Origin of the sequence: Streptomyces sp. NRRL S-495 (assembly GCF_000966955.1) — a bacterium.
In the GTDB taxonomy this organism is placed as follows: Bacteria; Actinomycetota; Actinomycetes; order Streptomycetales; family Streptomycetaceae; genus Kitasatospora; species Kitasatospora purpeofusca.
This window is the reverse complement of record NZ_JZWY01000652.1, coordinates 1-15,336: the sequence shown is the minus strand read 5'-3', so window position 1 is coordinate 15,336 and position 15,336 is coordinate 1. Positions and strand designations below refer to the sequence as shown.

18 protein-coding genes and 1 pseudogene are annotated in these 15,336 nt (G+C 73.1%); 8 read left to right on the top strand and 11 right to left on the bottom strand.

Features of this window, described 5'->3' with window-relative positions; genetic code table 11:
* Nucleotides 1-17 precede the first annotated feature (17 nt).
* The 4 genes from VR45_RS29975 to VR45_RS29960 form a co-directional block, all read right to left on the bottom strand.
* Complete coding sequence (locus VR45_RS29975) at nt 18-350, bottom strand: DUF6545 domain-containing protein (protein WP_045943004.1); 333 nt, start codon at nt 348-350, stop codon at nt 18-20.
* 105 nt (nt 351-455) lie between these two features.
* On the bottom strand, nt 456-1,007 hold the full coding sequence (locus VR45_RS29970) for an ImmA/IrrE family metallo-endopeptidase (RefSeq protein WP_045943003.1): 552 nt from the start codon (nt 1,005-1,007) through the stop codon (nt 456-458).
* A 90-nt stretch (nt 1,008-1,097) separates the two neighbouring features.
* Nucleotides 1,098-1,577 (bottom strand): helix-turn-helix domain-containing protein, encoded by a 480-nt coding sequence (locus tag VR45_RS29965; RefSeq protein WP_045943002.1) that lies wholly within the window; start codon nt 1,575-1,577, stop codon nt 1,098-1,100.
* Between the two features lie 143 nt (nt 1,578-1,720).
* Nucleotides 1,721-2,428 (bottom strand): SDR family NAD(P)-dependent oxidoreductase, encoded by a 708-nt coding sequence (locus VR45_RS29960; protein WP_045943001.1) that lies wholly within the window; start codon nt 2,426-2,428, stop codon nt 1,721-1,723.
* Nucleotides 2,429-2,507: 79 nt separating this feature from the next.
* Between VR45_RS29960 and VR45_RS29955 the strand changes: the two genes are divergently transcribed.
* Nucleotides 2,508-2,795: a GNAT family N-acetyltransferase gene (locus tag VR45_RS29955; RefSeq protein ID WP_052709484.1), complete on the top strand. Its 288-nt coding sequence runs from the start codon at nt 2,508-2,510 to the stop codon at nt 2,793-2,795.
* Between the two features lie 22 nt (nt 2,796-2,817).
* Here VR45_RS29955 and VR45_RS29950 read toward each other — a convergent pair whose 3' ends face one another.
* From VR45_RS29950 to VR45_RS29940, 3 genes and pseudogenes are all read right to left on the bottom strand, one after another.
* Nucleotides 2,818-3,189: a hypothetical protein gene (locus VR45_RS29950; protein ID WP_045943000.1), complete on the bottom strand. Its 372-nt coding sequence runs from the start codon at nt 3,187-3,189 to the stop codon at nt 2,818-2,820.
* Nucleotides 3,186-3,437, bottom strand: coding sequence for a toxin-antitoxin system HicB family antitoxin (locus tag VR45_RS29945; RefSeq protein ID WP_030397208.1), 252 nt, complete (start codon nt 3,435-3,437; stop codon nt 3,186-3,188). The genes VR45_RS29950 and VR45_RS29945 overlap by 4 nt, the downstream gene beginning before the upstream one ends.
* A 67-nt stretch (nt 3,438-3,504) precedes the next feature.
* Nucleotides 3,505-4,591 (bottom strand): annotated as a pseudogene (locus VR45_RS29940) (FAD-dependent oxidoreductase).
* 135 nt (nt 4,592-4,726) lie between these two features.
* Here VR45_RS29940 and VR45_RS29935 point away from each other — a divergent pair.
* The gene (locus tag VR45_RS29935; RefSeq protein ID WP_159394401.1) at nt 4,727-5,323 is read left to right on the top strand and encodes a TetR family transcriptional regulator; all 597 of its coding nucleotides are present in this window, start codon (nt 4,727-4,729) and stop codon (nt 5,321-5,323) included.
* 101 nt (nt 5,324-5,424) lie between these two features.
* On the opposite strand, the gene VR45_RS29930 is transcribed toward VR45_RS29935, so the two are convergent.
* Nucleotides 5,425-6,906, bottom strand: coding sequence for a cytosine permease (locus tag VR45_RS29930; protein WP_045942999.1), 1,482 nt, complete (start codon nt 6,904-6,906; stop codon nt 5,425-5,427).
* A gap of 226 nt (nt 6,907-7,132) precedes the next feature.
* Here VR45_RS29930 and VR45_RS29925 point away from each other — a divergent pair, with 226 nt between their 5' ends.
* Entirely contained in the window at nt 7,133-7,870 is a 738-nt protein-coding gene (locus VR45_RS29925) for a VOC family protein (protein WP_045943007.1), read from the top strand.
* 25 nt (nt 7,871-7,895) lie between these two features.
* Here VR45_RS29925 and VR45_RS29920 read toward each other — a convergent pair whose 3' ends face one another.
* Complete coding sequence (locus VR45_RS29920) at nt 7,896-9,110, bottom strand: saccharopine dehydrogenase NADP-binding domain-containing protein (RefSeq protein WP_045942998.1); 1,215 nt, start codon at nt 9,108-9,110, stop codon at nt 7,896-7,898.
* Between the two features lie 254 nt (nt 9,111-9,364).
* Between VR45_RS29920 and VR45_RS29915 the strand changes: the two genes are divergently transcribed.
* The 5 genes from VR45_RS29915 (at nt 9,365) to VR45_RS42810 (ending at nt 13,657) form a co-directional block, all read left to right on the top strand.
* The gene (locus VR45_RS29915) at nt 9,365-10,750 is read left to right on the top strand and encodes a hypothetical protein (protein WP_045942997.1); all 1,386 of its coding nucleotides are present in this window, start codon (nt 9,365-9,367) and stop codon (nt 10,748-10,750) included.
* 5 nt (nt 10,751-10,755) lie between these two features.
* Nucleotides 10,756-11,250, top strand: a complete 495-nt coding sequence (locus VR45_RS29910; protein ID WP_045942996.1) for a nuclear transport factor 2 family protein — start codon at nt 10,756-10,758, stop codon at nt 11,248-11,250.
* Nucleotides 11,251-11,543: 293 nt separating this feature from the next.
* The gene (locus VR45_RS29905) at nt 11,544-12,104 is read left to right on the top strand and encodes a dihydrofolate reductase family protein (protein WP_199926028.1); all 561 of its coding nucleotides are present in this window, start codon (nt 11,544-11,546) and stop codon (nt 12,102-12,104) included.
* Nucleotides 12,105-12,356: 252 nt separating this feature from the next.
* Nucleotides 12,357-12,575: a DUF397 domain-containing protein gene (locus tag VR45_RS29900; RefSeq protein ID WP_045943006.1), complete on the top strand. Its 219-nt coding sequence runs from the start codon at nt 12,357-12,359 to the stop codon at nt 12,573-12,575.
* A gap of 122 nt (nt 12,576-12,697) precedes the next feature.
* A complete protein-coding gene (locus VR45_RS42810) occupies nt 12,698-13,657 on the top strand; it encodes a Scr1 family TA system antitoxin-like transcriptional regulator (protein ID WP_052709482.1) in 960 nt (319 codons plus the stop codon).
* Nucleotides 13,658-13,723: 66 nt separating this feature from the next.
* Here VR45_RS42810 and VR45_RS29890 read toward each other — a convergent pair whose 3' ends face one another.
* Both VR45_RS29890 and VR45_RS29885 read right to left on the bottom strand, forming a co-directional pair.
* Entirely contained in the window at nt 13,724-14,548 is an 825-nt protein-coding gene (locus VR45_RS29890; RefSeq protein ID WP_045942994.1) for an SAM-dependent methyltransferase, read from the bottom strand.
* A gap of 199 nt (nt 14,549-14,747) precedes the next feature.
* Entirely contained in the window at nt 14,748-15,197 is a 450-nt protein-coding gene (locus VR45_RS29885) for a hypothetical protein (RefSeq protein ID WP_045942993.1), read from the bottom strand.
* Nucleotides 15,198-15,336 lie beyond the last annotated feature (139 nt).

Here is a 15,336-nt window from a genome sequence, read left to right as displayed (position 1 = left end):
GCCCGTCCGCGTGGACCTCACCGCGCCGCAGCGACCCCGGCCAGCTCCGCCCGCACCCGGCGCCGGACATGGGCCATGACCGGTGAACGGCGGTAGGCGGCGGCCACCTCGACCAGCCACGCCGCCTCCTCGCGCAGACCGGCCGCGAGCGGGTGCGGCACCCAGCCCTCGGCGGGGCCGGCAGGGAACCGGTGCCCGGCGCGGGCGGCCTCCAGGGCGGCGGCGATCGTGGCGGCCTCGACCACGATCGCGAACTCCTCCGTCCCGGCCGGGCGGACCACCTCGCCCACCCAGAACGGCACCAGGGGGTGCAGATGCGGGCGCAGGGACAGCTGGCCGTCGCGGACCACGGCTCGGGCGTGACGAGTTCGATCTCCGGCCGCTCCGCCCGCAGCGCCGACCAGAGGGGGCCGAGCCGGCGGAGGTCGACCCAGTCACGGACCGGTCCGCCCCCGTCACCCATGCCGCACCGCGCCGCGTGCGAGCGGTCCGCCGAGCCCGGACCCCAACCGGAGGACGCCCTCGGCCAGTTGCCCGACCACCGAGGACCGCTGACGCCGCAGCACCCGGTGCAGGGCCAGGGAAGCGACGAGTTCCGCCTCCCGCTCCTGCCGCTGGGTGTACGCCGACCGCCCGAGCACCCGGCGGACCAGCTCGCCCGACAACCGGGGTGTCAACGCCTCCCGGACGTCCTCGGCGAGCCGGGCTCCGTCCCCGGTATGCCGGCAGAGGAGGTGGCCGATCTCGTGCAGCACGATGTGCTGCTGGTGCAGCGCGGTGGTGTCGACGGCGTAGCCGATGTAGTCCGCGCGATCGGTGCTGATCAGCACCCCGCAGGGCGAGTGCGCGGGTCCGGAGAGCGGGATCAGCTCGATGGGTCTGCCCCGCAGCCGGGCGAGCGAATCCGTCAGCGCCCGGATGTCGAAGGGCTCCGGGAGCGGTATCGAGTCCGCGACGCCGCGACATCGGAGCCAGAGCCCCCGCTCGACCCCACCCGGATGCCCCATGTCCGTACCCCCGATGCTCCACCGCCCAATTCGGGAGGCGATCCTACGGACGGGGGAGCCCCGGGAGAACCGCTTCGACAGCGATTGCCGCTACCTGCCGCCGCGTTCGCCGCCGGACCCGCCACTGGATCCCCCACCGGGCCCGCCGTCGGGCCTGCCCGCGGCCTCACGGCGGGCGATCGCCTCGATCATGTCGCTGATCGTGCCGAGCCCCTCGGGCGACAGGGCCACCGCGCGCAGCGCCACGTCCCGCACCCCGGCGTCCCGCAGCGCGCCGAGCAGCGCCAGCTCCTCGGTGATCCGCACGCTCTGCCGGTCGTCGAAGAAGTACGCGGGCGGCACCTGGAAGAACTGGGCCAGCGCCTCCAGATGACGCTTCGTCGGATTGTCCCGGCGGCCGGTGCGGAGCTGCCACAGATAGGTCGCCGAGAACGTCTCGCCGGTTGCCTCGCGGCAGGCCCGGGCGACCTCCTCGTGGGTGTACGGCTCGCGGTCGGGGCGGCGGACCACGTCGAACAACCGGTCCAGCTTCGCTGCGAGCGTGGACGCACCGGAGTCTGCTTCGGGCACGGCGCACCTCTTCCCTCACCCCGCGGACACGCCCCGTGCGTGTGCGGAACCACCACTCGCGACCGATCACCCATTCTAGGGGCCGCCGTCAAACCCCCGTCCGCGGCCGGGAAGCACCCGAAGTCCCCGGCCGGCCGGGCCGGTTACCAGTCCAGCGGCTTCCCGTCGCGGAAGAACCCGCCGCTGGGCCCGGAGTCGGGCAGGGTCGCGGCCCAGACGACGCCGGCGGCCCCCTGGTCGACGGGCGCGCCGCCGGGCCCGCCCATGTCGGTGGCGATCCAGCCGGGGCAGACGGCGTTGACCAGGATCCGGTCGCCGCGCAGTTCGGCCGCGAGCTTGCGGGTCAGCGCGTTGAGGGCGGCCTTCGAGACCCCGTAGGCGGGCGTCCCGCCCGACATGTGGGTCAGCGATCCGGACTCGCTGGACACGTTGACCAGGCGGGGGTGCGCCGAGCGGCGCAGCAGCGGGAGGAACGCCTGCGCGGTGCGCCACGCGCCGAACAGGTTGGTCTCCAGGGTCCGGGCGACCTCGTCGAGGTCGACGTCGGTGGCGCGTCGCCCGGTGTCGTAGTTGACGGCGGCGTTGTTGACGAGGACGTCGAGGCGGCCGAACCGCGCGTCGACGGTGCGGGCGAGGTCGTCGACGCCCTCGGCGTCGGTGACGTCCAGCCGGTACGGCAGCAGCGTGCCGGGGACGTCGGGGGCCAGCTCGGCCGCGGCCCGTTCGGCGTCGGCGGCCCGGCGGGCGCACAGCAGGACGGTGTGGCCGAGCCCGGCGAGCTGACGCGCGGTCTCCCGGCCGATTCCCCGGTTGGCGCCCGTGACCAGCGATACCGGCGGGGTGGTGCTCATGCGTGCTCCTCGGCGGGGACGATCGGTACCCGGGGCACGACGTCCGTCCCCCGGCGGCCACCGAAGTGTTCCACGCCGGGTGGACGGGAGCGGTGTCGCCCCGGTCGGCTACGCCTCCTGGTCCCGGGCGTTCTCCACCTGGCAGGGCGACGACCATGTCCACCTGGACTGCCTGTTCGTCATCGAGCCGCACCGGGGCGAGGGCTGGGGGCGCGCCCTGCTCGACGCCGTGAAGGACGCGGCCGCGGCCCGCGGCGTCGCCGAGGTGCAGTGGCAGACCCCCGACTGGAACGCCGACGCGATCCGCTTCTACCACCGCGCGGGAGCGCTGGGGCGGCCCAAGGTCAGGTTCTCGCTCCCGCTCTGACCGCCGACAGGCCCGGCCGGGTTCAGCGGTACCAGGCGCGGATGGCGGTGGCGGTCTCGCGGACGTCGGCCCGGCCGTCGCGGATCCGTGCGGCCAGTTCGACGGCCGCCTTGGGCTCGGCGGTCACGATGACCCCGGAGGCGCTGAGGTAGGACGCGGCGACGACGGCCGCGAAGTGCTCGTTGGCGAACTCCAGCGCCGGGACGCGGATGAGCTGGTGCATGAGGGCGGCCGCGCGCTGGTGCACGCCGCCGTACACCGCCACGTCCATCACCTCGTCGACATGGCGGGCCACCGCCGCGGCGAGGGTGCCGTAGTCCGTGACATCGGGATCGGCACGCAGGAACTGCTGGGCGACCTCCAGCAGCCAGGTGCGGTCGACGCGCAGGATCACGCCGCGTCCGCCGTCCCGGACCGGTGCCCGGCCCCGCCCTGCGGGTAGGGGCCGAACTCGGCCTCGAACGCCGGTGCCCACACCTGGGAGAAGTGCGCGGCGGCGGTCAGGAACCGCTCGCGCCGCTCGTCGGCCTCCTCCGCCAGGACCTTGCGGGCGTAGTCCGGCAGGCTCATCCCGGCCGCCTCCGCCCGCTGCTCTAGGGCCTCGTGGGTTTCCTCGTCGATGCGCAGGTTCAGTTGCTTCACGCGTGGCAGCGTAGCGGCGCGTACACCTCGCTACAAGACGAGCGAGCCTGGCGGGGCTCCGACGTACTCAGGCAGAGGTGTCGAGGGCCGACGCACCGAGGGCCGGAGGCTGCCAGTCGTACGTCGGGCCGGAGCGGCCGAGCAGGGTACGGGCGGGCAGCAGCCCGGCCAGGGCGAGCGCGGTGTCGCGCAGGAAGGCCGCGGCGGGGGTCCGGAGGGCGACGAGGTCGCCGATCCGACGCGACCCGGCGACGATGCCGGTGGTGCGCGGCAGCCGGGCGGCGGTGTAGGCGGGGAGGGTGGCGGCCGGGTCCCTGGACGGCATGAGCGGGGCGGCGAGGACGACGGCGTCCTCGATCGCCTGGCAGGCGCCCTGGCCCTGGAACGGGCACATCGCGTGGGCGGCGTCGCCGAGCAGGGCGACCCGGCCGAGGTGGTGGGCTGGCAGGGGATCGGCCCAGACGTCGTGGCGCAGGACGCGCCCGGGTTCGGCGAGCGCCAGGAGCTGGGGCACGGGTGCGCACCAGGTGCCGAACCGGCGCAGGAGTTCGGCCTTCTCGTCGCCGTCGGCCGCCCGGGCGCCGGCCGGGGCGAGCGCCGCGCCGTACACATAGACCCTGCCGTCGGCGAGCGGGATGACGCCGGCGAGCTGCCCGCGCCCCCAGACCTCGCCGACGGCCGGCGACCACCAGCGCGGCGGACTCCTCCCCGTCGCCGGTGCGGACGACGGCGGGCTCGGTGGCGCTCCCCGGGGTGACGAGGGCGGCGGGCGAGTCGGTGCGGACGGTGCCCTCGGGAAGGGCGTCGACCAGGGCGGCGATGACCTCGGCGCGGGCGACGGCGGCGATGGTGTCGCCGAAGCGCGCCTCGAAGGTCGCCGTGTCGGTGCGGGCGAGCCAGCGGCCGGAGGGGCGGCGCAGGCCGATCGCCGGATGCGGGGCGGCCAGGGCGCGCAGGCGCTCGCCGACGCCGAGCCGGTCGAGAGCGCGCAGGGCGTTGGGGGCGAGGGCCAGCCCGGCCCCGACGGGTTCGAGCGAGGCGGCGCGCTCGTGGACGGTGACCGCGAGGCCCTGCCGGTGCAGGGCGAGGGCGGCCGCGAGCCCGCCGATCCCGCCGCCGATGACGATCGCCCGGTGCGCGTCCGTGGTGAACATGATGAGCCCCTTCTCCCCGCCACTACGGCTGTAGTGGCCTCTGGGCAGTACCGTACTACATCTGTAGTGGCAGTGGACTACTCTTGTAGTGAGAAACATTCGAGCCCCCGGTCGGGGCAGCCCGAGGGAGGGACCATGATCGGACCCATGACGCCGCACCGCCCGACACTGATCGCCGACGCCGCCATTGCCCTGATCGCCGAACGCGGCCTGCGCGGGCTGACCCACCGCGCCGTGGACGAGGAGGCCGGACTGCCCGCAGGCTCGACCTCCAACCTCGCCCGGACCAGGGCCGCCCTGCTCGACCTCGCCCTCGCCCGCATCGTCGAACGGGAGACCGAGGGGAGCCCGGTCATGGCCGGCACGCTCCCCGACGGCGCCGCGGCCCGGGAACTGCTGGTCCAGGGCGGGGCGGACCTGCTGCACCGCGCGCTCACCGTCGGCCGCACGCTCACCCTGGCCCGGCTCGAACTCGCCCTGGAAGCCACCCGCCGGCCCGAGCTGCGCACCGGCTACGACCGGCTGGGCGCCCGCTTCACGGACCTCGCCACCGCCCTGCTGGCGCGGTGCGGCTCCACCGACCCGGCGGGCGACGCCCGGCGGCTGATCCGCTGGTGCGACGGGGTGCTGTTCAACTCGACGGCGGGGAGCGGTCACGACCGGGTGCCGACGCCGGAGGAGCTGCGCGGCGAGACGGCGCGGTATCTGGCCGCGTTGCTCGACCGCGACTGACCGGCCGCCCCGACGCCCCGCCCCGGAGACGCAGGATCGCCCCGGCCGAGGCGGCCGGGGCGATCGGAGCCGAAGGGCTCAGGAACCGCAGGGGGCGGGGATCAGACCGCGACCCGTTCGGGCCGCTCCTCCGCCACCGCGTCGGCGGGCCGGTTCGCGTCGGCGGGCGTGTTCTCCCGGGGGACGGGCAGGACGGCCATGATCACGCCGGAGACCACGATGGTCGCCGCCCAGGCGAGTCCGTACCGGCCGACGGGGGTGTCGGACAGCGGGCCGGCGAACCAGTCGCACTTGGTGAAGGCCAGCCCGACCAGCAGCGCGAGCACCCACGACACCATCGCCTGCCAGCAGAAGCCGCCGACGTACCAGTAGCGGCTGCTCCGGCCGGTGTCCATCAGCGCGGCGGCGTCGTAGCGCACCGCGCGCGAGCGGCGGCGGAACATGTCCACCGCGTAGACGCCGATCCAGGCCGAGAAGGAGACGGCGAGCAGGATCAGGAAGGTGATGAAGGAGCCCAGGAAGCTCGTGGCGACCAGCATCAGCAGCAGGCCGCCGACCAGCGAGATCACGGCGTTGATGCTGACGGCCATGGCGCGCGGCAGCTTGACGCCCATGGTCTGGGCGGTGAAGCCGGCCGAGTACATGGAGAGGCTGTTGATCAGCAGCATGCCCACGATGGCGGTCAGCAGGTACGGCACGGCCAGCCAGGTCGGCAGCAGGTCGCCGAGGAAGGAGACCGGGTCCGCGGCCTCGGCCAGGCCGGGGGAGGCCACCGCCATCACGGCGCCCATCAGCACCATCGGCACCATCACCAGTCCGGCGCCGGAGACCGTCACGCCGACGATCTTCCGGCCGGAGGCGGAGTGCGGCAGGTAGCGGGCGAAGTCGGGGCCGGTGGGGACCCAGCTGATGCCGCCGGCGGCGATGGTCCCGATGCCGGCGACCATCATCGCGGTGGTGCCCGCGGGCTTGGCGAAGACCTCGCTCCAGTCCATGGTCGCGACCAGGTAGCCGAGCACCAGGACGCTGAACACGCCGAAGAGGTAGGTCGACCACGTGTTGCAGACGTTCAGCGCCTTCCGGCCCAGGCCGGAGACCAGGAAGGTGCAGGCGACGAAGACGAAGAGCGTGACGACGATCAGCGCGGTGTTGCTCCTGACGCCGAGGAGCAGGTCGAGGACGGTCAGGACCGCGTAGGCGCCGGTGACGGCGTTGATCGTCTCCCAGCCGAACCGGGCGATCCAGAGGATCGCGCCGGGGAAGAGGTTGCCCCGCACGCCGAAGGTGGCCCGGGAGAGCGTGGCACCGGGGGCCCCGCCCCACTTTCCGGAGACCGAGAGCAGTCCGACCATGCCGAAGGAGGCGAGCGCGGCGCATGCGGCCACGATCAGGACCTGCCAGAAGTTCAGCTGGTTGAACACCACCAGGGCCGCGCCCATGGTGAGCAGCAGGACGCTGATGTTCGCCGCGACCCAGGTCGGGAAGAGCTCGCGGACTCTGCCCCGGCGCTCGTGGTCCGGGACGGGTTCGATACCGCGGGTCTCCATCGCGCCGTCGGTCTCGGCGGTGGACGGGTTGTCCATGAGGGTGGCTCCGTGCGTGTGAAGCGGGAGATTAATCGGGCAAAGTCGAACATTTATGGAAGTCTTCGCGCGTAGCGCGAAGGTTGGGTCATCCTACTTTGTCCGCTTCGGCCCGGGACGCGGCCCCGGCTCCAGTCCCGGCCCCGGTCCAGGCCCCAGGTTCAGCCCCGGTCCCGGCTCCGAATTGCCGTCGACGGATCCGCGGGCCGCTCTTATGATCTTGATCATGGCAACGCGACTTGTACAGATCAACATGAAGGCCCAGGACGACGCCGCGCTGGGGCGGTTCTGGGCCGAGGTGCTCGGCTGGGGGATCGACAGCGAGGGCCCCGGGGTGACCAACCTCGAACCGGTGGGGCTCCCCTACCCGGACCCGTCGACGATCTTCATCGACCTCGTGGCCCGTCCGGAGCCCAAGACCGGGAAGAACCGGGTGCACCTCGATCTGGCCACCACCTCGGCCGCCCACCAGGCGGAGCTGGTCGCACGTCTGAAGGACCTCGGCGCGACGCTCGCCGACGTGGGCCAGGGCGACGTCCCCTGGACGGTCATGGCGGACCCGGAGGGCAACGAGTTCTGCGTCCTGGAGCCCCGCCCGGTCTACGGGGACACCGGGCCGGTCGCGGCGGTGGTGGTCGACTGCGCCGACCCGCGCGAGATGGCGCGTTTCTGGGGCGAGGCGATGGACTGGACGGTGCACGAGGTCGCCGACGACCACGCGACCATGCGGTCCGCCCAGGGCGTCGGCCCGTACCTGGAGTTCGTCCGCACCCCCGACGCCAAGACCGGGTGGAACCGCGTCCACCTCGACATCCGCCCCTACCCGGGGGGCGACGTGGAGGTGGAGGCGGCCCGGCTGCGCGCCCTGGGAGCCACCGATCCGGGGTTCGACCGGTCCGCGATCTCGTGGACGGTCATGGCGGACCCGGAGGGCAACGAGTTCTGCCTGCTCAGCCCCAAGTGAGGCCGGGGGCGCCCCCCGGCGGCCCTCAGCGGCCGGGGGCGTCCGTCGGCGGGGCGTCCAGGACCCGGAAGGAGAGCCCGGCCGAGGCCAGCCGGTCGATCAGCGGACGCCCCATCGCCACGGCCGTGGTCAGCTGCCCGGCCGTGGTCGGCAGGTCGTCGTAGGCGAGGCACAGCGCGGACTCGGCGAGCATGACCGCGGTCTCCTGGTAGCCGGGATCGCCCCCGGACACCTCGGTGACCAGCGGCCGGCCGAGGTCCGTCCGGGCCACGAACCGCACGGTGAACCAGGACCCGGCCCGCTGCCGCGCGCCCGGTCCCTCGCCGGGCTTGCGCAGCCGCTCCAGCGCGCGGCGCAGCGGCCGCAGCTGGGCGGCGAGGGCGATCGCCGTGACCGCGACCACGCCGCCGACCGCGATCGGCAGCCGTCGCACCACGGCGTAGTGGGTGTAGCCGAAGTCCGGGCCGTAGGCGTCCAGCGCGGCGGCCGAGCGCCCCACCACCTGCGGGTCGATGGTGGGGAGCGGCAGCGCCCAGGCCCGGGCCGCCCGGGACCGGTGCGGTCGGCCGGCCGGTGTGCGGACGCGCCGTCCCCGGGGCCGGGGCTCGGCCGCGCGGCGTTCCCGGGCGGCCCGCGCCATCGCGCGCGGCCTGGAGAAGGCGGTCATAGCCGAGGCCAGGGTGCCGCCGGAGACGGTGCCGGCGACGCGGACGAACCCCTCGACCGAGATCCGCTCCGGTGTCGCGCCGCGGCGCAGCAGCTCCTCGACGGTGAACAGCACGCCGAGGTCGTGCGGCACCGAGTCGAAGCCGCAGGCATGGACCAGCCGCGCGCCGGTGGCCACCGCCCGCTCGTGGTGGCGCAGGTACATCCGGTCGACGAACTCGGGCTCGCCGGTGAGGTCCACGTAGTCGGTCCCGCTGTCCGCGCAGGCGGCCACCAGCGGCTCGCCGTGGCGCAGGTAGGGGCCGACCGTGGACACCACCACCCGGGCCGAGGCGGCCACCTTCCGCAGGGCCTCGCGGTCCGCGGCGTCGGCGACCAGCAGCGGCAGTTCGGCGCAGCGCGGATCGATCGCGGCGAGTCCGGCCCGGACGGCGGCGAGCCGGTCCGCGTCCCGGCCGGCGAGCGCCCAGCGGCAGCCCTCGGGCACGGCCCGGGCCAGGTACTCGGCGGTGAGCCGCCCGGTGAACCCGGTGGCGCCGAACAGGACGAGGTCGTACGGGCGCGCTGCGGCCATCAACAGTCCCTACTCGTGGGTAATCGCCTGCGTCACGCTAGGAGTCCGCCGCAGCACTGTCAACGACGCCGCCACGGACACGTCCCCCCGACCACGGCTGATCGTCCGTCGGATCACTTCGCCCGCATGGGTCGAGCGACCGCCGTCCACCGCCGTCACCCGGACGCGCGCGTGCTCGACGGTGTGGGACGGGAGCGGAACGGGAAGGGGAGAACGCGCGCCCGACGGCAGGAAACAAGCGATCGGAGCCGACCGTGAATCCAGCGCCCAGCCGCAGCCGCAGGGGGACGAACCACGCGATCGTGCTCGGTGCGGGCATCGGCGGCCTCTGTGCCGCCGGGGCCCTGTCCGGAGCCTTCGAGCGGGTCACCGTCGTCGAACGGGACACCTTCCCGGCCGTCCCCGGTGTCCGGCGCGGAGTGCCGCAGGGGGCGCACGTCCATTCGCTCACACCCGGTGGCGCGCAGATCCTGGAGGAGTCCTTCCCCGGCTTCGTCGAGGAGCTGGCGGCCGCGGGCGGTACGCTCGCCGGCGCCCTGGACGAGCTCGACATCGTGTTCTTCGGCTCGCGCCTGCGACAGGTGCCGCTCGGCCGGGTGCTCCAGGTGAGCCGGCCCTTCCTGGAGGACCGGCTGCGCGCCAGGGTCCAGGCCCTTCCGAACGTCGACCTGCGGACCGGACTCGAAGCCACTGATCCCGTCGCCACCGGCTCCGCCGGAGTGACCGGAGTCCGGCTGGCCCGCCCGGGGGAGGCCGACGTCGTCGAGACCGTCGACGCGGACCTCGTCGTGGACGCGATGGGGCGCGCCGGAAGGGGCGCCGCCTGGCACCGGTCCTTGGGTTACGAGCAGCCCGCGACGCAGCGCCTCCAGGTCGGCGTCGCCTACGCCAGCCGCCGCTACCGGGTGCCACCGGGCGCCCTGGGGGCGGCCAAGGGCGTCCTGATCGGCGCGACCCAGGCCCGCCCCCGCGGCGCGGTCCTCACCCAGCAGGAGAACGACGCCTGGGTGCTCTCCCTCTACGGATTCGGCAAGGCGAACCACCCGCCGGGCAGGCCGGAGGAGTTCCTCGGCTTCGCCGACGGCCTGCTCCCCGCCGACACCCGGTCCGCGCTCCGCGCCGCCGAGCCGATCTCCGGGATCTCCTCGTTCCGCTACCCGGCCTCGGTCCGCCGCGACTTCCACCGGCTGCGCCGGCTGCCCGAGGGGCTGATCTCCATCGGGGACGCGGTGTGCAGTCTCAACCCGATCTACGGGGCGGGCATGGCCGTCGCCGCCCTGGAGGCGAAGGCCCTGCGGGACTGCCTCGACGGCGGCGTGGTCGAGGGCCTGCCCCGGCGCTTCTACCGGGAGGCCGCCCGCGCCGTGCGGCTCCCGTGGCTGTTCTCGACCATGGCTGACCGGTCCATGCCGCAGGTCCCGGGCACCCACCCCGTCCTGGCCGGCCTGCTGGCGAACGCCTTCCGCGCGACCATGCGCGCCGCGGCCGCCGACGCCCGGGTCGCCGCCGCGGTCTGGAACGCCGTCAGCCTCACCGGCTCCCCGGCGGAACTGGCGCACCCGAGGGTGATGGCGTCCGTGCTCCGCCACTGGTCACCGCCCCGCACCAGAACTGTCGGCGCCCTGCCCGGAAAGGACTGATCCTCGTGCCGGAATTCGACGAGAGCGAGCGGAAGGCGTTCGTGGAACGCTGGGTGGCCATGTGGGAGTCCCCGACGGCTCCCGCCGATGCCATGGCGTACTACACGGAGGACGCCGTCATCGAGGACAAGGCGTTCGGTCACACCTACCGGGGCCACCAGGAGCTGCACGAGTACTTCGCCCGGGCCGGCGAGCTGTTCTCCGACATCCGGTCCGTCAGCGTGGGCGTGCTGGTCGGCCGGTCGCACGCGGTGGCGCACGTGCAGTACGGCGCCACCGTCAGGGAGCCGTTCCTCTGCCTGCCGGAGTCCAGCCGGGGGAAGGGCTTCTCGCTGTACGTGATGAGCCAGCTCGAATTCGCCGAGGACGGGCGGATCGTCAGGTCGGTGGACGCGTACGACCGCACCACGGTCCTCCAGCAGCTCGGCGTCCTCCCCGCCACCGTCCTCGCCCCGGCCGAGGTCCGCACCCCCTTCTCCGGCACCACGCCCTCCGCCTGAGCCCCCGGCGACCCGCGCTGCCGGGTGAGCGTTCAGTGCCAGGTCATTGCAATGAGTGGATGCCGACGTTGCATTGAGATCAAGTTGATTGCAACGAATCTAGCATCACTGACCTGCAAAGTCATCAATACTGTGCTGCTTGCAAGTTGTGAAATCTGGAAAAGCAACCTAGCTTCTGTGTCGGACCGCAGAGGGCGACAAAAAACTTCTTCCGCCGGGAGCGATGAGTTCCGCCCCGCCGACCGGTCTGACCGTATGAAAGCAAGCAGCACCCACGACACAGGGAGATCCTGATGCGCAAGCTCACCGCAGGTCTGTTCATCGCCGCCGACGGCGTGGTGGAGAGCCCGGACCAGTGGCACTTCCCCTACTTCGACGAGGAGATGGGCGCGGCGGTCGGCGCCCAGCTGGCGGCGGCGGACACCGTGCTGCTCGGCCGTGCCACCTACGAGAGTTTCGCCGAGGTCTGGCCGACCCGTGAGGACGCGGGCGGCGAGGAGGGCGGAATGGCGAAGGCGCTCGGGGACGCGCGCAAGGTCGTCGTCTCCCGCTCGGAGCTGGAGCTGACCTGGCGCAACTCCGAGCAGTTGCAGGGCGACCTGGTCGAGGGCGTCACCGCGCTGAAGCAGGAGGAGGGCGGCCCGATCGGGATGTCCGGCTCGGTCTCGGTGGTGCGGGCGCTGCTGGCCGCCGGGCTGATCGACGAGTTGCACCTGCTCGTCCACCCGATCGCGGTCGGGCGCGGCATCCGCCTGTTCGAGGAGGGCGTCGACCCGATCCGGCTGAAGCTCCTGAGCAGCACGGCCTTCGCCAGCGGGGTCCTGAACACCGTCTACGGCCCGGCGGACCAGTAGCCGACCCGGTCCGTTCGAAAGTGCTATCAGCCGCTCACAATAGATATGCATAAAGCGATCCGTATTCACCCTATTAGGGAGTGGCGCTGCTCGATTGTCGAGGTGAATGATTCAAGTCGCCCGGCCTGCGCAATCCCGCACGGGATTGCGCAGGAGTCCCACCAGGGCACTTCTCCGTGCGTATGAAGATCGGAGGAGCGGGCGCCCAGCGGACAGTGGAGATGGCTGATCGTGATCGACTACTTCAACGGCATGCCGGCCGACGTCATCGAGGCGACGGACGGCTGGCAGAAGGCCCGGGCCAGCCAGGGCACGGGTGCCTGTGTGGAGCTGCGGAAACTGAACGACGGCCAGGTGGCCCTGCGCAACAGCCGCTTCCCGAGCGGTCCGGCCCTGGTCCTCACCGCGCCGGAGATCGCGGCACTCCTGAACGGCGTGAAGGACGGCGAATTCGACCACCTGGCGGTTTGAGTTCGTAGCACCGTCACCCGGGTCCAGCGGTCCGGCGTGACGACGGAGCCCCCCTTGTGTGAAGCTGAACCCGACCGTTCGGGGTGAGCTTCGAGATTGTGCCCAAGGGGGGCTCTTTGGCCATGGAGGACCGTGCAGTTCCGTTCGGGCGGCCCGCGCCCGACCCGCCGGGATCCTGGGGCGTTCCCGCCCTGCTCCTGGGTGCGGAGCTGAAGATCGAACGCGGCACCCTGACCCAGCGGGAGGTGCTGGCGAGGGCCAGGGTCAGGGTCTCCACCTCGGTCTACAGCCGGATCGAGAACGGCGAGATGCGGATCGACAAGCCGGCCGTGGTCGAAGTCCTCCTGGACGCCCTCGGCGTACGCCCCGGGCCTCGGCGTGGGCAGTTGCTCCAACTCGCCCACGACGCCTCGGCGGAGGGGTGGGCCAACTCGGTGCGGACCCGCTCCCGCGCCGCCTACCGCGAGGCCGTGCCGGACTCGATGCTGCGGCTCACCAGCCTGGAGGAGTGGGCCGCGCGGCAGATCATCATCGACACCAATGTGATCCCCGGGGTGCTCCAGATCCCCCGGTACCGCGAGGTGGTGACGGGCCGGACCCTGCTCGCCAGCCAGCGGAGGCTCGCGGGCCGGATCATCGAGGTCCGGGGCCTGCGCGCCGACCGCTTCGCGAGCAGGCTCCCGAGGTCGACCTTCTTCATCCAGCGCAGCGCCCTCTACGCCGACTTCGGTGAACCCCGGATGATGGTCGACCAGCTGTCGGTGCTGCTGCGGCACGTGGACGAGGAGAGTTCACCGGTCGCGGTCAGGGTGATCGCGGTGGAGAACCCCCTCGCGCTCCAGGTGACTTCGCTGATCCGGCTCAGCTTCGCGCGGGGCTCGTTCGCCGCGCCGGACGTCATCTACACCGAGGCCGGGGGGCGGGGCGAGTTCCACCGGGGCCCGATCGCCGGCGAGGAGGCCGACAGCGACTACCTCGACTACCAGGACCTCAGTGACAGTGTCATCCGGCAGGCTCCGGGGCCGGTGCCGAGCCGTGAACTGGTCGTGGAGGCGCTCGACTGGCACCGCGCCCGCCTCTGACGCCGCCCCGCAGCCCACGCCACCCCGCGATCCATGCCGCCCCCGGTCCCGCCGGGGGCGGCGGCTTCAGTCGACGGTGGCCAGGCCCCCGAACTCGATCCACTCCTGGGTGGCCTGGCGCCGGACCAGATCGGTGTCCGGCCGCCAGTCCGTGACGTCGAGCAGACCGACCTCCTCGACCCGGAGGCGGGGGACGGTGAAGAGCTCGGCCACCTCGGCCTTGGTCCGCACCCGGCCCCAGCGGTCGCCGGTCTGTTCCCGCATCAGCTCGGTGACCGCGTCGCGGATCCGGGCGTCCTCGCTGACGAGCTGGCAGATCACCACGACACTGCCGGGGGCGAGCAGGCGCACGGTGTCCTCGATCATCCGGCGCGGGTTCCCCCGGTCGTCGTCGGGGACGCAGTGCAGCACGGACACGAACAGCGCGGCCACCGGCCGGCGGAAGTCGATGATCCGCGCCGCGTCGGCCGCGATGGCCGCGGTCTCCCGCATGTCCGAGGGCAGGATGAGCACGTTCCGGTTCTCCTCCAGGAAGGCGCGTCCGTAGCCGAGGACCAGCGGGTCGTTGTCGATGTAGACCACCTTGCAGTCCGGATCGACGCTCTGGGCGACCTGGTGCACATTGTTCTGGGTGGGCAGGCCCGAGCCGTGGTCGAGGAACTGCCTGATCCCGTAGCGCCGGGCGATATGGCGCACCACCCGTTCCAGGAAGGCCCGGTTGTTGAGCGCCAGTTCCCGGGTGCTGGGGGCGGTCACCAGCAGCTGGTCGCAGGCCTCGCGGTCGCACGGGTAGTTGTAGTGCCCGCCCAGGAGGTAGTCGTACATCCGCGCCGCACTGGGCGTGTCCGCGTCAACGTAATGATCCCGCGTTCCGGCCCTCGCGTCGTCCACGATGCTCCCTTGTCTGTGCCGAAGTCCCTTGTCGACAAGCCATTGTGATGACACGTCATCCTAGGTCGGCCCGATCGCGGTTGAAACAACCCGGGTGGGTGAACTGTGGCGGGGCATGGCGATTCCGTGGCGCACCGGCGTCCGAGGGGGAGCGGTCGGGTGCGCCACGATGGGACCGGCGTCTGCGCGGGGTCTGCGGTCAGGCGCCCCCGTTCCGGCCGCCGGGGTCTAGTTCGGCCAGGATCCGGCGGGCGGCCCGGAGTTGGACCTGCAACTCGGGTTCGCCCACGCCCATCAGGGCCGCGGCGGCCTTGGGCGCGAGGCCAAGGCGCTCGTGCAGGAGCGCGGCGTCGGCCGGCCGCTCGGGCAGTACGCGGTGCAGGTCGTCCGCCGGGGCGTCGGCGGCCTCGGCGCGGGCCGTGGTGACGCTCTCCCGCAGCACGTCCCAGGTGAAGGCGGCGGGGTCCCCGCGGAGCGCCGCGCTCCAGCTCAGCTCGGCCCGGCGCAGGACCCGCGCGACGACCGTCGCCGCCAGTGAGCGGTCACCCAGGCGGGCGCGGGCGTACTGCTCGTAGCTGTGGCGGTGGAGCTGGACGAAGGCCGCGTAGCCGACCGGGCCGGTCGCGGGCCTGTGCGGACTGGGCACCATGCCTCCGATCGGTGTCGGGTCGCAGGTGTGCGGGGGCAGTCGAGTGGCTCAGGAGGTGCGCGTGGTGCGCGGGGCGCGCGCCCGGGGCCGGAGTTCCGGGTCGGGGGCGCGCGTCGACCGGCCTCCGCCAGGACGGGGC